The following is a 16,528-nucleotide window of genomic DNA, read 5'->3' as shown; positions in this document are numbered from 1 at the left end:
AAAATTAACAACAATGAACAAACAACATATTATTGATAGATTTGTAAAGTATGTAACTATTGATACAGAAAGTGATCCTAACAACCCTGCTTTTCCTAGTACTGAAAAACAATGGGATTTAGCTAGAGTTCTTGAAAAAGAATTGATAGAAATAGGAATGGAAGATGTTGAGTTAGATGAAAATTGTTATTTAATGGCAACATTGCCTAGTAATTTAGATTACGAAGTACCTACTATAGGTTTTGTAGCTCATATTGATACTAGCCCTGATTTTACTGGAGCTAATGTGAAGCCACAAATTCATGAAAACTACGACGGAAAAGACATCGTTTTAAATAAAGAAGAAAATATTGTTTTATCTCCTGATTATTTTGAAGACTTATTACAATATAAAGGACAAACAATTATTACTACTGATGGTACTACTTTATTAGGTGCCGATGACAAAGCTGGTGTAACTGAAATTGTTTCTGCTATGGAATACTTAATTCAGCATCCAGAAATTAAGCATGGTAAAATTAGAGTTTGTTTCCCTCCTGATGAAGAAGTTGGTAAAGGAGCTCATATGTTTGATGTTGAGAAATTTGGTGCACAGTGGGCTTACACAATGGATGGTAGCCAGATTGGTGAGTTAGAATATGAAAACTTTAATGCTGCTGGAGCGAAAGTAACTATTGAGGGTAAAATTGTACACCCTGGTTATGCAAAAGGTAAGATGATTAACTCTATGTTAATAGCTAATGAATACATTAATGCTTTACCTGAAGATGAAGTTCCTGAAAAAACTACTGGTTACGAAGGATTCTTTCACTTACACCACATGGAAGGTTCTGTTGAGAAAACTACATTACACTATATTGTAAGAGACCACGATATGGATCAATTCAATAACCGTAAAAAAGCCATGTTAGATTTAGCTGAAATATTAAATGCTAAAAGAGGTCAAAAATTAATTTCTGTAGATCTTAAAGATCAATACTATAATATGAAAGAAAAAGTTACTCCTGTAATGTATATTGTTGATATTGCCGAAGAGGTGATGAAAGAAATGAACATTACTCCAATTATCAAACCTATTAGAGGAGGTACTGATGGTTCTCAATTATCATACAAAGGTTTACCTTGTCCTAATATTTTTGCGGGTGGTCATAACTTCCACGGGCGTTACGAATATGTTCCTGTTGAAAGTATTATTAAAGCTAGTGAAGTAATTGTAGGTATTGCTCAAAAAGTAGCTACTAAATTCAAATAACATATTCAATTATAATATAAAACAAAAAACTCTAGCAATTGCTAGAGTTTTTTGTTTTGATACATATTACTTTTATTATAATAAGAAAAGCTCTAGTGAAACACTAGAGCTTTAATTTAATGATATAATCACCCCTTAAAGAAAATATCATTTAAATGCGAAATAAATCCCCTACATTTATTTCACGACAAATATGTCTCTTTTTCAACACTTTACATTAGGAAAACCCCCTTTTCAGAATGTGTAAATAACCTTTTTTTCACAAAAAGAACAGATATGTTTATTTCTTATATATAATTTGTTAGCACAAAGCCATTATCTAATTTTGGGGTATTAAATAATAATAAAAATGGATAGAAAAGCCTTATTAGAGTTAACTGGGAAGTATCAATCCCCACTTTATGTTTATGACACTGAAAAAATTATTAGCCAGTATAAAAAGATTACAGGAGCTTTTTCAAAGGTCAAGAACCTAAAAATAAATTATGCTGCCAAAGCTTTATCTAATATTAACATTTTAAAAGTTTTTAACTCTTTAAAAAGTGGGTTGGATACTGTTTCTATTCAAGAAGTAAAACTAGGCTTAAAAGCCGGATTCTCTCCTGAAAACATTATTTATACACCTAATGGTGTTTCTTTACAAGAAATTGAAGATGTTGCTAAATTAGGAATTCAAATAAACATTGATAATTTATCTATACTTGAGTTATTTGGACAAAAACATCCTAAAATACCTGTTTGTATTCGTATTAATCCACATATTATGGCTGGAGGAAATAGTAAAATTTCTGTAGGTCATATTGATTCTAAATTTGGTATTTCAATACATCAAGTACCCCATATTAAAAGAGTGGTAGAAAATACGGGAATGCGTATAAATGGTGTACACATGCATACTGGATCTGATATTTTAGACATTGATACTTTTTTAAGAGCTTCTGAAATATTATTCAATACTGCTAAAGAGTTTGATAATATCGATTTTATTGATTTTGGAAGTGGTTTTAAAGTACCATATAAAGAAGGTGATATTTCTACAAACATTGAAGAATTAGGTAAAAAGCTTTCACAACGATTCAATAATTTTTGCAAAGAATATGGTAAAGATGTCACCCTAATGTTTGAACCAGGTAAATTCTTGGTAAGTGAAGCAGGGTACTTTTTAGCTAAGGTTAATGTTATAAAGCAAACAACTTCTACTGTTTTTGCGGGTATTGATAGTGGTTTAAACCATTTGATTCGCCCAATGTTTTATAATTCATACCATCGTATAGAAAACATTTCTAATCCTAAAGGAAGGGAACGTTTTTATAGCATTGTTGGTTATATATGTGAATCTGATACTTTTGGTTCTAACAGAAGAATTAATGAAATTTCAGAAGAAGATATTTTATGCTTCCATAATGCTGGAGCTTATTGTTATTCAATGGCTTCAAATTACAATTCGAGATACAGGCCTGCTGAGGTTATGATTTATAAGGGGAAAGATTACTTAATTAGAAAAAGAGAAACTTTTGAAGACATCTTAAAAAACCAAGTAGAAGTATCTATATAAATAAAAACTCTGACTTTAAAAGTCAGAGTTTTTTTAAAATATAATCAACCCCTCAAAGACTATATCTTAAAACGTTGTAATAAAGTCCCCTATCTTTATTAACTGATACAAATATGAAACTTTTTTTTAATTAAATTCATAGGTAAAACCCCCTTTATTAATAAATTTTATTATAAAAAACAAAAAACCTCCATGAAATGAAGGTTTCTGTCGTTGAATAGCATCTTTTAAAAGATATATCGTAATCCTAATTGCATTTGCCAACGAGAATTTAAACTCGTATCATACACAAATGTTTCTTTTAAATTTGGATTAAATGAGTATGTTGGTTCTTTAGTATAATCAGGAACATAGTTTGCTGGATTGGTATTTGCCGGATTTACATCTGGAAATCTTACCCCAACTGGCTGCACATTTCCTACCTGCTGCACTACTCCCCAATCTGAATTAATTAAATTACCAACATTTAATATATCTAAACTTACTTGAATCGTATTCTGCTTATCTTCTGAAACATTAAAATTAAAATCTTGTAAGATTTTTAAATCCCATCTTCCTCTCCATGGTGCTAAAGCCCCATACCTTTCTACAAACTGACCTCTTCTTGAACTTAAGTACTCATCTTGGTTTATATAAGTCTCAAAAGCTGTAGCCTCAGCTGCTGTGGCAAAATTCATTTGAGTTAACTCAGATGCAGTTGGAATATATAATAAATCATTTAATGCAGAACCATCATTATTTATGTCTCCTCCATATGTATAATTAAATCTTCCTCCTTTAGCATATTCAAAAAACGTAGAAATAGTGGTTGCATATTTACCACCTCCATAATTAAATTTCTTAGAAGCTACACCAATAATTCTATGAGTATCTCCATATTTTGAGAAAGCTAATACATCATTATTTGCATTTCCTACTACTGGGTTAAAAGCAAAAGCATCTCCTGTAATTTCCGCCTCTATTGAATTTACATCTTTTGAATTTAAATAACTATAAGCAACATTAGCATACAATCCATTCTCAAAAGTTTTTTCTATTTTAAATGAAGCGTTGAAAGTTCTCCCTTTATCTGAATTTGTAAATACATATGCATTGTTTCCTTTGTCTGAATTTGCATAAATCACTCTGTTTCCTGTACCATTTCCTTGCAATGTAGCTGTTGGATTACGTAATCCCCAGTTTTGAACATGTGCTCCGTTAATATCTTTAGTATATGCAATATCACCAGAAATTACATAACCACTTTCAAACTTATAGTCTGCTCCAATATTAGTTCTCCATACTTGCGGAAATTTAAAATCTGGATCTACCATTTGGTAGAAAAATACATTAGGGTTTGCAATTTGGTTTCCTAACCACACAAAAGGTAAACGTCCTGTGAATATTCCCGTTCCACCTCTTAATTGTAATGTTTTATCTCCTTTTGCATCCCAATTGAATCCAAATCTAGGTGAAATTAACCATTGATTAGTTGGCATTTTTCTATTATCTAACCTTACTGTTTCGCCTGTATTAGGATTAAAATAATCTATATTAGGAGCAAAACAACATGCATTATCAATTACATCCTGTGCTTTCTCTGCAGTATCGAAAAATAATGGTTTATCAAATCTAATTCCGTAAGTCAATTTAAGGTTATCGTTAACCTCCCATTCATCTTGAACATAAAAAGCTAATTGACCTACATTGGTTTCTGCTAAGGCCCAACCACCTGGATTTCCTATACCTGCACTATTTAAAGCATTATTTGCTGAAATTGCACCGTTAAATTGTGCTTGGAAATTTGCAACTAATGCTGCTTCTGCTGCTGGGTTTCCTACAGTATTTCTAAAGTCAGATATACTTCCTGTTGGAAAAAATACTCCTTGTGCTCCATAAACACCTAAATTGAATGAATTATCAAATTGAAACTTTTCAAAAGAAAAACCTACAGTAAACGTATGGTCTCCTTTAAAGAAATTCATATTATTAGTTAATTGAAATACTTTTTGATCTAATTTATTGTGAATTGAAAATGGTTCGTGTCCTGCAATAATATAATTTGAACTTCCTGTATCATCTAAAATACTTATCGATGGTGCTGGTGAAGATAATGCATTTCTGAAATCATCAAAGTGTGTATATCCTATTTGCAGTTTATTTGTTGTTTCATCATTAAAAGATGAATTTAACTCTACTAAGAAAGAGTTTATATTGTTATTGATTTCATATCCTGCGTTTTCAAACTGTAAAGTAGTCGCACTTGGTCCTCTAAACCCTAATGCTGTTGGATGAGCTGGTTTTTCTTTTTTAGCTCTTAAGAAGTTATAAATAAGAGCTAAACGATGTTTCTTATTTATATTCCAATCTAATTTAAAAATACCTTTTGTTGATTTAGAATCGTATGTAAAACCTTTATAAGCTCCCGTATTGTAAAATACATTTCCGCCATTAGCATCTTGCCCTACTACAACTTGAGATAGTATATTTTGAACTAATTGTAAATCTGATTCTAAAACTCTTGATTCACTAATTCCTCCATTACCAGTATTTGGTGTCCATCCAGCTGTACCTAAATCCGTACGATCATCTTTTTCAAAATTTGCAAAAAAGAATAGTTTATTTTTAATTATTGGACCTCCTAAACTTACTCCATATTGCGCTTGGTTTAATTTAGGTTTTACCACCGACTGTCCTTTAATTTTCCCTCCAGTCATGTCTTCATTTCTATAAAAACCATAAACTGTCCCTTTAAGTTCATTCGTACCACTTTTAGTTACTGCATTTACCGAAGCACCTGTAAAACCTGATAATGTTACATCATACGGTGCAGTAGATACAGAAATTTGTTCTATTGCATCTAATGAAACTGGCTGTGAATCTGTTTGTCCTCCTGGAGTAGCTGCATCTAATCCGAATGGATTATTAAAAATAGAACCATCTAAAGAAAAGTTATTAAACTGGTCATTTCTTCCCCCAAAAGAATTACCACTTGCTGTTGGCTCTAATCGTGTGAAATCAGATGCTGAACGTGATATTGTTGGTAATGTCTTTAATTGAACTGAACTAACACTTGTTTGCGCTCCTGTCCGATCATTATTAAATACTTTACTTTTAGAAGCTGATATAACAACTTCATCTAACTGTTCTCCGTCTTCTGATAATTTCCCATCAATATTGGTTGTTTTACCTAAAGTTAGAAATACATTATTTACTTCTTGCGATTTGAAGCCCACATAACTAAACGTAACTTTATATGGCCCTCCTACCCTTAAGTTTGGTATTGTATATCTTCCATTATCTTGAGCTACAGCTCCAGACACGGTACCCGTCGGCACGTGAAGTATTACAATGTTTGCCCCGAATAACGGCTCCCCTTGGTTATCGGTTACTGTCCCCTTTATTTTAGATGTTGTTACCTGAGAAAAAACAGATACACTTAGTAAAATAAAAGAAAATAAAATCAATTTCTTCATAATAGTACTAATTTTCATTAAGTTATCTCTCAAATTTACGCAATAAAAAAATCCGCTCAACAGAGCGGATTCATACTTTATTAACATGTATTTAACAATAAATTACTTTTCAGCAACTACTTCAAATACGATGTCAGCTACAACAGTTCTGTGTAAACGTACAGCAGCGTTGTATTTTCCTAATCTTTTTACGTTTCCTCCAGTAACTTTGATAAATTTCTTATCGATTTCAGTACCAGCTTTAGTTAAAGCTTCAGCAACATCAATGTTATTTACTGATCCGAATAATTTATCTCCAGCACCAACTTTAGAAGCTATTTTTAACTCATAACCTTTAACAGTATCAGCTAATTTAGTAGCATCTTCAATTAATTTAGCCTCTTTAAAAGCACGTTGCTTTAAGTTTTCAGCTAATACTTTTTTAGCTGAAGAAGTAGCTAAAACAGCATATCCTTGAGGAATTAGGTAGTTACGACCATAACCATTCTTAACAGTTACAACATCATCTTTAAAACCTAAATTTTCTACGTCTTGTTTTAATATCAATTCCATGTTTCTGCTTCTTTATTATTTTAATAAATCACCAACGTATGGCATTAATGCTAAGTGACGAGCTCTTTTGATAGCTTGTGCAACTTTACGTTGATATTTTAATGATGTTCCTGTTAAACGTCTTGGTAAAATTTTACCTTGCTCGTTTACTAAATACATTAAGAAGTCAGCATCTTTATAATCGATATACTTAATACCGTTCTTTTTAAAACGACAGTACTTTGCTTCTTTTTTTGTATCAATATCAAGTGGAGTTAAGTAACGTACTTCTCCTTGCTTGCTTCCTTTTGCTTGTTGATCTATTGATGCCATTTCTTACTTTTTTGCAGATTTAACACGTTCTCTTCTCTTCTCAGCCCACGCTGCAGCATGCTTGTCTAACTTTACAGTTAAATAACGCATAACGCTATCATCTCTTCTGAATTCTAATTCAAAAGGAGCAATTGCATCTCCTGCTACTTTGTAGTCAAATAAATGGTAAAAACCACTTTTTTTCTTTTCAATTGGGTAAGCTAATTTTTTCAATCCCCAATCTTCTTTAGAAATCATTTCTGCACCTTTAGAAAGTAAATAGTCCTCAAACTTTTTTACTGTCTCCTTTATCTGAGTTTCAGATAAAACGGGATTCAAAATGAAAACAGTTTCGTAATGATTCATAATTAAATTGTTTAAAATTTATTTTTAAGCCTGCAAATATACTTCTTTTCCTTCTAATAAAAAAGCAAAATTACTCTTTAATTAAACGCTTCATTTTTAGTATGTTTGTTAAGTAACAAAAACTCTTCATTTCTATGCAAATACCTGACCTCCCTAATTTAATCCATTATGCCATTCCTTTTTTTATCATTACTATTATTATAGAAGTAATTTTAACTGTAAAAGTAAGGTTAGAAGATTATGAGTTTAAAGATGCTATGACATCTATTACTATGGGGTTAGGAAATGTTTTTATTGGTTTATTTACCAAGGCATTAATATTAGGATTCTTTACCTTTTTATATAAGTATCGTGTATTTACTATACCTTTTAAATGGTGGGCTTGGTTTATATTACTTTTTGCTGAAGATTTTATTTACTATTGGAATCATAGAATTGCTCATGAAAGTCGTTTATTTTGGGCTAGTCATGTAGTTCATCACTCATCTACAAAATATAACTTAAGTACTGCTTTGCGACAAACTTGGTCTGGAAGCTTTTATACTTTCATATTCTGGGCGCCTTTGCCTCTATTGGGGTTTCATCCTGTAATGATTTTAATGCAAATGAGTATTAGTTTGCTATATCAATACTGGATTCATACTGAATTGATTAATAAACTTCCTAGATGGTTTGAAGCTATATTCAACACACCAAGTCATCATAGAGTTCATCATGCTACAAATCCCCAATATTTAGATAGAAATCATGCAGGTATATTTATCATATGGGATAAACTCTTAGGAACTTTTGAACCAGAAGTTGAAAAACCTGTTTATGGTTTGGTTAGTAATATTAATACTCATAACCCTATTAAAGTTGCCTTTGTTGAATGGTATTATATGTTAAGAGATGTTTTTACGAGTAAGACAAGCTTTAGTAAAAAAGTTTTATACCTTTTTAAACCTCCTGGATGGAAACACGACGGAAGTGGGAAACTTTCCTATCATTTACGACAAGAATGGGAAAAGAATAAAAAAGGAGATGTTTAAAACATCTCCTTTTTTATTAATTAATATCAAATCGAACTCCTAATGAAATATTTCTTGTACTAGTTCCCTTAAACAATGGGTTTAAATCATATTTAGCATATAAACCACAACCTTTGTAAGATGCATAGGCACTTAATCCATAGTTTATAACATTGGTATTAAAACCTGCTTTTTGTACTTCTTCTACATCTACTCCTTGTGCATTTGTATATTCTAAATATTGGCGTGTTCCTAACTTGAATCCGAAAAAGCCTCCTATTCCAAACTGAAATGAATCATGTGTATTGTCTATAACTTCTTTATCGGAATTAGTCTTATTCTTAGATAAATCAAGTTCTATATGCATTGGAAAAGTCATTTGCACATGCCTTAATCTACTTTCTGAAAGATTATTAATATGCGTACTTAATACAGTCTGATTTCCATTAACCACATGATATTGATTGTTTTTAGCTCTTAGATTATTCCATAAGAATGAAATTCCATATTTGAAATATAATTTTGATGGATCTTTAGAAAAGCGTGTTTTCCAAGTAAAGCCTAACTCATAAAAATGTGATTGCCAAAACTTATAATCAGAATCATTTAAAGAACTAAACTCACTACTAGTCAACACGTTATTTACTCCCAAAGCAAAAACAAACTGTGTAGTTGTTCGTTTATTTTGTTTCTTTTTCTTCCTTTTTTCATAAGAATCGAAATGAAAAATTGTCTTATCAAAAATTTTAAAATCAAAACCATCAGTTTCATCTACATTAGCTATTTTTCCATTGGTTTTATCTTGTACAAGTTGTTGTAACTTTCGTTCTTGAACACTTACTCTAGTTTCAATACGAGTTGCATGTAACTCTGCTGCTTCTTTTTTTAACTTCTTCGCTTCTTCTTGAGTTATTGTTTTCTTCTCTAACTTGTCATTAATTGACTTAACTTTTATCTTAAGACTATCTTTTTCTTGCTTTGTTATTTTCTCTATTTTTTTTGCAATCTTACTTACTTCGTCTTCAAAGTTTCTCTCTTGAGAATGGGCAATAGTTGTTACAAACAACACTAATAGTAGTATTCTTTTCATTTTTTTATTTTTAAATTAAACAGGTATTAACTGGAAAGTTTAATTATCGATAATTAATAAGCGCTTTTATTTATTCCTATCTGCAATTGCAACAATTACATCAGATAATTTTAATTTTAACTTACTCATGAAGTCTTGCTTGAAATCTGCTTCTTGTATGCTAAGCTCGACTTCTGCTAGAATAGTTTCTGGGTTTATTTTAAGGTTAGATTTAATTAATTCGTCTTGTATTACATCTAAAACATCTTCTCTATTTATTTCATACTTTGCATAATACTCTTTAACTTCCTCAGGCGAGTGCGTTACTGCATATAACAAATAATCACTATTTACTTTTATTCGCGATTTAACTTTTTGTTCAGGCGTATTATTTTTTTCTTCTTTAGCTATAGATTTATCAACATTAGTCAGAGATATTTTTACTTCTTTTGATTCTTCTTTTACAGCACTAGCAATAAAACTTTCCTTTAAAACACGACCTTTTTTTATGCTCTCTTTTTTAGAAATTTCACTCTTTTTAAAATCTTCATCTACAAGGTTTGCTACTGCTTTTTCATTCACCATTTCTTCTTTGATATCTACTTCATTTATTTTGAAAGTATCTAAAGTGGTCTCTACAATTATTTCATTACTAGGAACAATATGCTGATCATCACTTTTAGTTCCTAGATATAATATACTAATACTAACTAATAAAATAACACTAGCAGCATAACTTAAAAGTTGAATTCTCTTCTTCTTTTTTCGTGCCTTTTCTTGATCTAACTGAATACTTAAACGTTCCCAAGCTGAAGCAGATGGTTTCAATTCTCTGTTTTTCAGTTTATCTTTTATATTTTTATCAATATTATTTGCTTGCATCTTTAATTTCATTCATTTTTATATAACTCTCCTGCAAATATTTACGTGCTTTAAATAATTGAGATTTTGATGTCCCTTCAGAAATATTCAGCTTTTTTGATATCTCAGAATGTTTATATCCTTCTATCGCATATAAATTAAAAACTAACTTATATCCTTCTGGTAATTGATCTATTAACTTTTGAATATCTTCAACAGAAGTATTTTCTAAACTTTCCGTTGCTGCATCATTAAACACAAAATCTTCTTCTGCTAATTGAATAGGATTTTTTTTCCTTAAATAAGTAAGACAAGTATTTACCATTATTCTACGAATCCAACCTTCAAAACTTCCTTTGTTTTTAAACTTATTTAAGTTGGTAAAAACTTTAAAAAAACCTTGTAACATCAAATCTTCTGCATGATGTATATCTTTTACATACTGCCTACACACACCTAACATTTTAGGCGAAAACTGCTCAAACAAAGTTTGTTGAGCTTCTCTATCATCTTTACTTGCTTTTTTTATCAGTTCTGTTTGCTGATTATGTAAACGAATAATTTTCAATTCAAATTCTCAATTTTGCGTCCTTACAAATATATAGACTACAGATTTTTAAAAAAGGTTGCTCGTTTATATATTTTTTGTTTTTTTGCTCTAAATTTTCAAAAAAAAGAAACTATGAAACTACCGAAAAACATCAAACCTATTAGTTTATTTTTACTAAGATTACTTTGTAAATATTATTTGGCCTATTACTTATTCTCATATGCTTTTGCTAAAATTTTAAAAACACAATTTAGTTTTGGACCAGTTTGGGGAGCTGATTATAATGTAAGCGATTATAATGGTTTTATGCTTACTTGGTACTATTATGGCTACTCAAGAACATATGGTTTAATAATTGCTGGTAGCCAAATCTTAGCTGGAATATTAATACTATTCAGAAAAACCGAACGTATCGGTGTTATTCTACTTTTATCTTTTATGGTAAACATTCTGTTAGTAAATATTTTTTATGAAATAGCTTTTGGTGCTATGGTTATGGCTATTACATTAACAGTTATGGGATTGTTCTTGTTAATTTCAGATTGGCAAGGCTTTAAAAATTATTTCTTTAAAATTCCTGTAAATAAAGAAAACTCATTGGGTAATCTTCCTAAAATATTCACCAAATATTACTGGCTACCATTTTTAATACTTCCTATATTACTTTACATTAGATATGATTATATAAATGATCTTGCTAAAAAATATGATAAAACAAACGAGTTGGTTGGCGTTTGGAAAGTTGCAGAAAATAAACCTTCACAAGAGCTATTTAAAATATACTTTGACAAAAGAAGTAGTATTAAAATTAAAGACTTTGATAGAAAAATATATTATGGTAGTTATTCTTTAAATGATAGTTTAAAATATTTTAGTTATAAAATTAAACATTCTACTGAGGTAGGAGCATTTAAAGTTCAAGACAGTTTAAATAAAATGAATTTGCACAAAGACAGTATTAAATCTTATAGAAAAAAACTGATTGAGCACTACAATAAAGAAATGAATATAATAGAACTTGAAAGTAAATTCAATTATTCTATAAAAAAGGACACTTTAACCTTAACTGATAATCTAGGTGTAAAACAATACTTTTTAAATATAACAAAAGAATATCCTGTCTTAAAATAAACATCTGTTTTTTGTAAATAAAGAATCTCCGACTTTAAATAAAGTAGGAGATTCATATATCACACTTGAATGATATCCAGGGGTACTTTATATATAGCAAAGTTTTATACCACTGAATTATAATACAAATGTATGCCTTTATATTAAAACGATGTATAGGAAAAACACTTGTTATTCATAAGCCCCATCCTTTTTTTAATCTTTTACCAGCTCTTTTTCAAGTATTTAACCTTTTAAACATAAAACTCTTTTCCTATTTATTCAAAAACCTATAAATAATCAAGGTTTAATTAGCTTTAAACATTTCCTCCTAAAACTTGCTCAGTATATTTGTTTATACTACTTTTATTTTGAAACATATTCATTCAAAAGAGTTTTAAGTGTATGAGTTATAATGCAACGATAGAAGAAGAAAACAAAGAAATAGCTAACAGGTACAAAGATTTATTAAAAGGGACCTATCAAACTTTATCTGATGAAGATAAAAAATTAATACGTAAAGCTTTTGATATTGCTGTTGAAGCACATTCTGAACAACGTAGAAAAACTGGGGAACCTTATATTTATCACCCTATTGCTGTAGCTAAAATTGTAGCTGATGAAATTGGACTTGGTGCAACTTCTATTGCTGCGGCTTTACTTCATGATGTAGTTGAAGATACACATTATACGATTAACGACATGGAGCGCTTGTTTGGCGAAAACATTGCCCGAATAGTTAGTGGACTTACCAAAATATCTAATTTAAAAAAAGAGCAAGATTATTCTATACAGGCTGAGAATTTTAGAAAAATGCTACTTACCTTACATGATGATGTAAGAGTTATTTTAATTAAGATTGCCGACAGATTGCACAACATGCAAACCATGGACGCAATGCCAGCTCATAAGCAAGTAAAAATTGCTTCTGAAACTCTATATATTTATGCGCCATTGGCACATAGATTAGGTCTATATAATATTAAAACGGAATTAGAAGACCTAGGTTTAAAATATACAGAGCCTGATGTTTACAAGGATATTTTAAACAAAATTAAAGATAGCAAGGAAGAACAACAAAAATACATAGATACTTTTACAGGTATTTTAAAAGAAGCATTAGACAATGAAGGCTTTAAATATGATATTAAAGGACGTTTTAAATCAATTTTTTCTATTCGAAGAAAAATGCGAAAACAAAACGTAACTTTTGATGAAGTCTACGATAAATTTGCTATCAGAATCATTTACGAACCTAGTTCAGGTGATGAAAAATTTGATGCTTGGAAAATATACTCTATTGTAACAGATTTCTTTAAACCAAACCCTGCCCGTTTACGAGATTGGATTTCTCAACCAAAATCAACAGGATATGAAGCTTTACACATTACTGTTATTGGTCCAGAAGCTAAATGGGTTGAAGTACAAGTTCGTTCTGAAAGAATGGATGAGATTGCAGAAAAAGGATATGCTGCTCACTTTAAATATAAACAAGGAGCTGTACAAGAAAATGGTCTTGAAGGTTGGCTTAATCGTTTAAAAGAAACTTTAGAAAACCAAAGTTTAGATGCAGTAGATTTTGTTGAAGATTTTAAACTCAATTTATACGCAAAAGAAATATACGTATTTACACCTAAAGGAGATTTAAAATCGCTTCCCAAAGGAGCCTCTGCTTTAGATTTTGCTTTTTCTGTACACACCGATGTGGGGTTAAAATGTAGAGGAGCAAAAGTTAATGGTAAATTAGTTCCATTAAGCTATGAACTTAAAAGTGGTGATCAGGTAGAAGTACTTACTGCTAGTAACAATAAGCCTAATGTTCGTTGGTTGGATTTTGTTTTAACAGCAAGAGCTCGTACTAAAATAAAGTCTGCTTTAAAAGCCGAAGAAAAGAAAATAGCCGAAGAAGGAAAAGCTATTTTACTTAGAAAACTTCGTCATTTAAAAATTGGTTCCAGTGAAAAAGTTATCCACGAGCTAGCAGGCTACTTTGGCTTAAAAACTAGTTTCGATTTATTCTTTAGAGTTGGTAATGGAGCCATAGATAATACTCAATTAAAAGAATTTGTTGCGCAAAGGAGTGGGCTTATTATGGGCTTCATTAAAAATACCTTCCGTCGTAACCCTTCTAAAAATATTTCAGAAAAAGAAGAAGTTACTAACAAATTTGACGCTTTAGTTTTTGGTAAAGAAGAACAAACTTTGGATTATACTATTGCTAAGTGTTGTTCTCCTATTCCAGGTGATAAAGTTTTTGGTTTTGTAACTATTAATGAAGGAATCAAAATTCATAAAAACGATTGTCCAAATGCTATTTCATTACAATCAAACTATGCTTATAGAATTATGTCTGCAAAATGGATTGATTCTACAAAGCAAGAATTTACAGCAATTCTACACTTATCTGGAATTGATAATAAAGGAATTGTAAATAATATTACTAGAATTATTTCAAACAGTATGGATGTATTTATTCATACAATTAATATTTCTGGAGACGATGGTGTGTTTGAAGGAAAGCTATCGTTAAGTGTTAAAAATAAATCACAATTAACCAAACTAATAGACAATATGAAAAAGGTAGATGGTGTTCAAAAAGTAGAGCGTGTTAATACTTTGTAAATATCATTTTAATATCCTTGTTTTTTTATCAAGAAATAACTGTAAATTTGTCTTTTCGTAAATTTTAAACTAAATGAGTAATTCAGCAGAAAATCAAGAAATTGTAAAAAAAGTTTTCACTTCTTTCTTAGAAGAAAATAAGCATCGTAAAACACCTGAACGTTATGCTATTTTGCAAGAAATATATGATGCTGATGAACATTTTGATATTGAATCTTTATATATCAAAATGAAAAACAAAAACTATCGTGTAAGTAGAGCAACTCTTTACAACACAATGGATTTATTATTAGACTGTGGATTGGTGCGCAAGCATCAATTTGACGGGCAATCTATGGCTCGTTATGAAAAAAGTTATTTTGATAAAAACCATGACCATGTAATACTTACAGATTCTGGAGAAGTAAAAGAATTTTGCGACCCAAGGATTCAAATTATCAAAAAGACTATTGAAGAAGTTTTTGATATCGATATTCATAATCATTCACTTTATTTCTACGGAACAAAAAAGAACTCAAAATAACAACAACAAACACACTTAACAACACACTAAATGGCAGTAGATTTATTACTCGGACTACAATGGGGAGACGAGGGAAAAGGTAAGATCGTAGATGTTCTTACAAAAAACTACGATATTATTGCACGTTTTCAAGGAGGACCAAACGCTGGTCATACTTTAATTTTTGATGGAAACAAACACGTTTTACATACAATTCCATCAGGAATTTTTCATAAAACAGCTTTAAACGTAGTGGGTAACGGAGTTGTAATTGACCCTGTTATCTTTAAAAAAGAATTAGAAAATTTAGACGTTCACAACATTGATTACACTTCTAAATTATTAATTTCTAGAAAAGCACATTTAATTTTACCTACGCATAGACTACTAGACGCTGCTTCTGAAACTTCAAAAGGAAAAGCTAAAATTGGTTCTACTTTAAAAGGAATTGGTCCTACTTACATGGACAAAACTGGTAGAAACGGTATGCGAGTTGGAGATTTAGAACTAGACAACTGGAAAGAAAAATATAGAGCATTAACTCAAAAGCATATCAATATGCTTAATTATTTTGATGTTCAAATTGACTATGACTTAGATGAATTAGAAGCTGAATTTGATTTAGGTATTCAAAAACTAAAAACATTACAGTTTATTGATTCTGAAGAGTTTTTAAATAAAGCTATTAAAGAAGGTAAAACTATTTTAGCAGAAGGAGCACAAGGTTCATTATTAGATATTGATTTTGGAACTTATCCTTTTGTAACTTCTTCTAACACTACTGCTGCTGGTGCTTGTACTGGTTTAGGAGTAGCTCCAAATAGAATTGGTGAAGTATTCGGGATTTTTAAAGCTTATACAACACGTGTTGGTTCTGGACCTTTCCCTACCGAATTATTCGATGAGGATGGTGCTACAATGGCCAAAGTAGGTCATGAATTTGGAGCAACAACAGGACGCCCTCGTCGTTGTGGATGGCTAGATTTAGTAGCTTTAAAATATGCTGTTGATGTAAACGGTGTTACTCAACTAATGATGATGAAAGGAGATGTTCTTTCTGGGTTTGACACATTAAAAGTATGTACATCATACAATTATAAAGGAGAAAAAATAGAACACTTACCATATAATATAGAACCTGAAAACGTATCTGTAAACTATACTGAGTTTAAAGGATGGGAAGATGATTTAACTAAAATGACTTCAGCAGATCAATTACCTAAAAATTTACTAGACTATGTTGCTTTTATTGAAAAAGAAACTGGAGTTCCAGTAAAAATTGTTTCTGTAGGACCTGATAGAAAACAAACAATTAATAGATAAACAAAAAGGA

Annotated in this window: 14 protein-coding genes; 7 read left to right on the top strand and 7 right to left on the bottom strand. The window is 30.4% G+C overall.

Annotated elements, in window-relative coordinates; genetic code table 11:
* The first annotated feature begins 13 nt into the window (after nt 1–13).
* Entirely contained in the window at nt 14–1,252 is a 1,239-nt protein-coding gene (pepT, locus tag Q0958_RS12395; protein WP_272148660.1) for a peptidase T, read from the top strand.
* 349 nt (nt 1,253–1,601) lie between these two features.
* Nucleotides 1,602–2,807 (top strand): diaminopimelate decarboxylase, encoded by a 1,206-nt coding sequence (lysA, locus tag Q0958_RS12390; protein WP_299123536.1) that lies wholly within the window; start codon nt 1,602–1,604, stop codon nt 2,805–2,807.
* A gap of 227 nt (nt 2,808–3,034) precedes the next feature.
* Here lysA and Q0958_RS12385 read toward each other — a convergent pair whose 3' ends face one another.
* The 4 genes from Q0958_RS12385 to rpsF all read right to left on the bottom strand — a co-directional run bounded on the left by Q0958_RS12385 (nt 3,035) and on the right by rpsF (nt 7,471).
* Complete coding sequence (locus tag Q0958_RS12385) at nt 3,035–6,262, bottom strand: carboxypeptidase regulatory-like domain-containing protein (RefSeq protein WP_299123535.1); 3,228 nt, start codon at nt 6,260–6,262, stop codon at nt 3,035–3,037.
* Between the two features lie 102 nt (nt 6,263–6,364).
* Complete coding sequence (gene rplI / locus Q0958_RS12380) at nt 6,365–6,814, bottom strand: 50S ribosomal protein L9 (protein ID WP_299123533.1); 450 nt, start codon at nt 6,812–6,814, stop codon at nt 6,365–6,367.
* 15 nt (nt 6,815–6,829) lie between these two features.
* On the bottom strand, nt 6,830–7,126 hold the full coding sequence (rpsR, locus tag Q0958_RS12375; protein ID WP_150899195.1) for a 30S ribosomal protein S18: 297 nt from the start codon (nt 7,124–7,126) through the stop codon (nt 6,830–6,832).
* A gap of 3 nt (nt 7,127–7,129) precedes the next feature.
* Nucleotides 7,130–7,471, bottom strand: a complete 342-nt coding sequence (rpsF, locus tag Q0958_RS12370; RefSeq protein ID WP_272148657.1) for a 30S ribosomal protein S6 — start codon at nt 7,469–7,471, stop codon at nt 7,130–7,132.
* 134 nt (nt 7,472–7,605) lie between these two features.
* Here rpsF and Q0958_RS12365 point away from each other — a divergent pair, with 134 nt between their 5' ends.
* Complete coding sequence (locus tag Q0958_RS12365; RefSeq protein ID WP_299123528.1) at nt 7,606–8,502, top strand: sterol desaturase family protein; 897 nt, start codon at nt 7,606–7,608, stop codon at nt 8,500–8,502.
* A 16-nt stretch (nt 8,503–8,518) separates the two neighbouring features.
* Here Q0958_RS12365 and Q0958_RS12360 read toward each other — a convergent pair whose 3' ends face one another.
* From Q0958_RS12360 to Q0958_RS12350, 3 genes are all read right to left on the bottom strand, one after another.
* Nucleotides 8,519–9,571: a hypothetical protein gene (locus tag Q0958_RS12360; protein ID WP_299123526.1), complete on the bottom strand. Its 1,053-nt coding sequence runs from the start codon at nt 9,569–9,571 to the stop codon at nt 8,519–8,521.
* Between the two features lie 66 nt (nt 9,572–9,637).
* Nucleotides 9,638–10,444 (bottom strand): hypothetical protein, encoded by an 807-nt coding sequence (locus Q0958_RS12355; RefSeq protein WP_299123524.1) that lies wholly within the window; start codon nt 10,442–10,444, stop codon nt 9,638–9,640.
* Entirely contained in the window at nt 10,419–10,979 is a 561-nt protein-coding gene (locus Q0958_RS12350; protein WP_299123522.1) for a sigma-70 family RNA polymerase sigma factor, read from the bottom strand. Before Q0958_RS12350 ends, Q0958_RS12355 begins: the two co-directional genes overlap by 26 nt.
* Before the next feature lie 114 nt (nt 10,980–11,093).
* On the opposite strand from Q0958_RS12350, the gene Q0958_RS12345 reads away from it, so the two are divergent.
* The 4 genes from Q0958_RS12345 to Q0958_RS12330 all read left to right on the top strand — a co-directional run bounded on the left by Q0958_RS12345 (nt 11,094) and on the right by Q0958_RS12330 (nt 16,518).
* Nucleotides 11,094–12,092, top strand: coding sequence for a hypothetical protein (locus Q0958_RS12345; protein ID WP_299123520.1), 999 nt, complete (start codon nt 11,094–11,096; stop codon nt 12,090–12,092).
* A 384-nt stretch (nt 12,093–12,476) separates the two neighbouring features.
* Nucleotides 12,477–14,693 carry a RelA/SpoT family protein gene (locus tag Q0958_RS12340; RefSeq protein WP_299123518.1) on the top strand — a complete coding sequence of 739 codons (2,217 nt, stop codon included), beginning with the start codon at nt 12,477–12,479 and terminating at the stop codon, nt 14,691–14,693.
* Between the two features lie 73 nt (nt 14,694–14,766).
* Entirely contained in the window at nt 14,767–15,216 is a 450-nt protein-coding gene (locus Q0958_RS12335) for a transcriptional repressor (protein ID WP_299123516.1), read from the top strand.
* A 30-nt stretch (nt 15,217–15,246) separates the two neighbouring features.
* Entirely contained in the window at nt 15,247–16,518 is a 1,272-nt protein-coding gene (locus Q0958_RS12330) for an adenylosuccinate synthase (protein WP_299123514.1), read from the top strand.
* The last annotated feature ends 10 nt before the right edge of the window (nt 16,519–16,528 follow it).

Origin of the sequence: uncultured Tenacibaculum sp. (genome assembly GCF_947499065.1) — a bacterium.
Lineage (GTDB): Bacteria > Bacteroidota > Bacteroidia > Flavobacteriales > Flavobacteriaceae > Polaribacter.
This window is presented reverse-complemented; position numbering and strand designations above follow the sequence as displayed.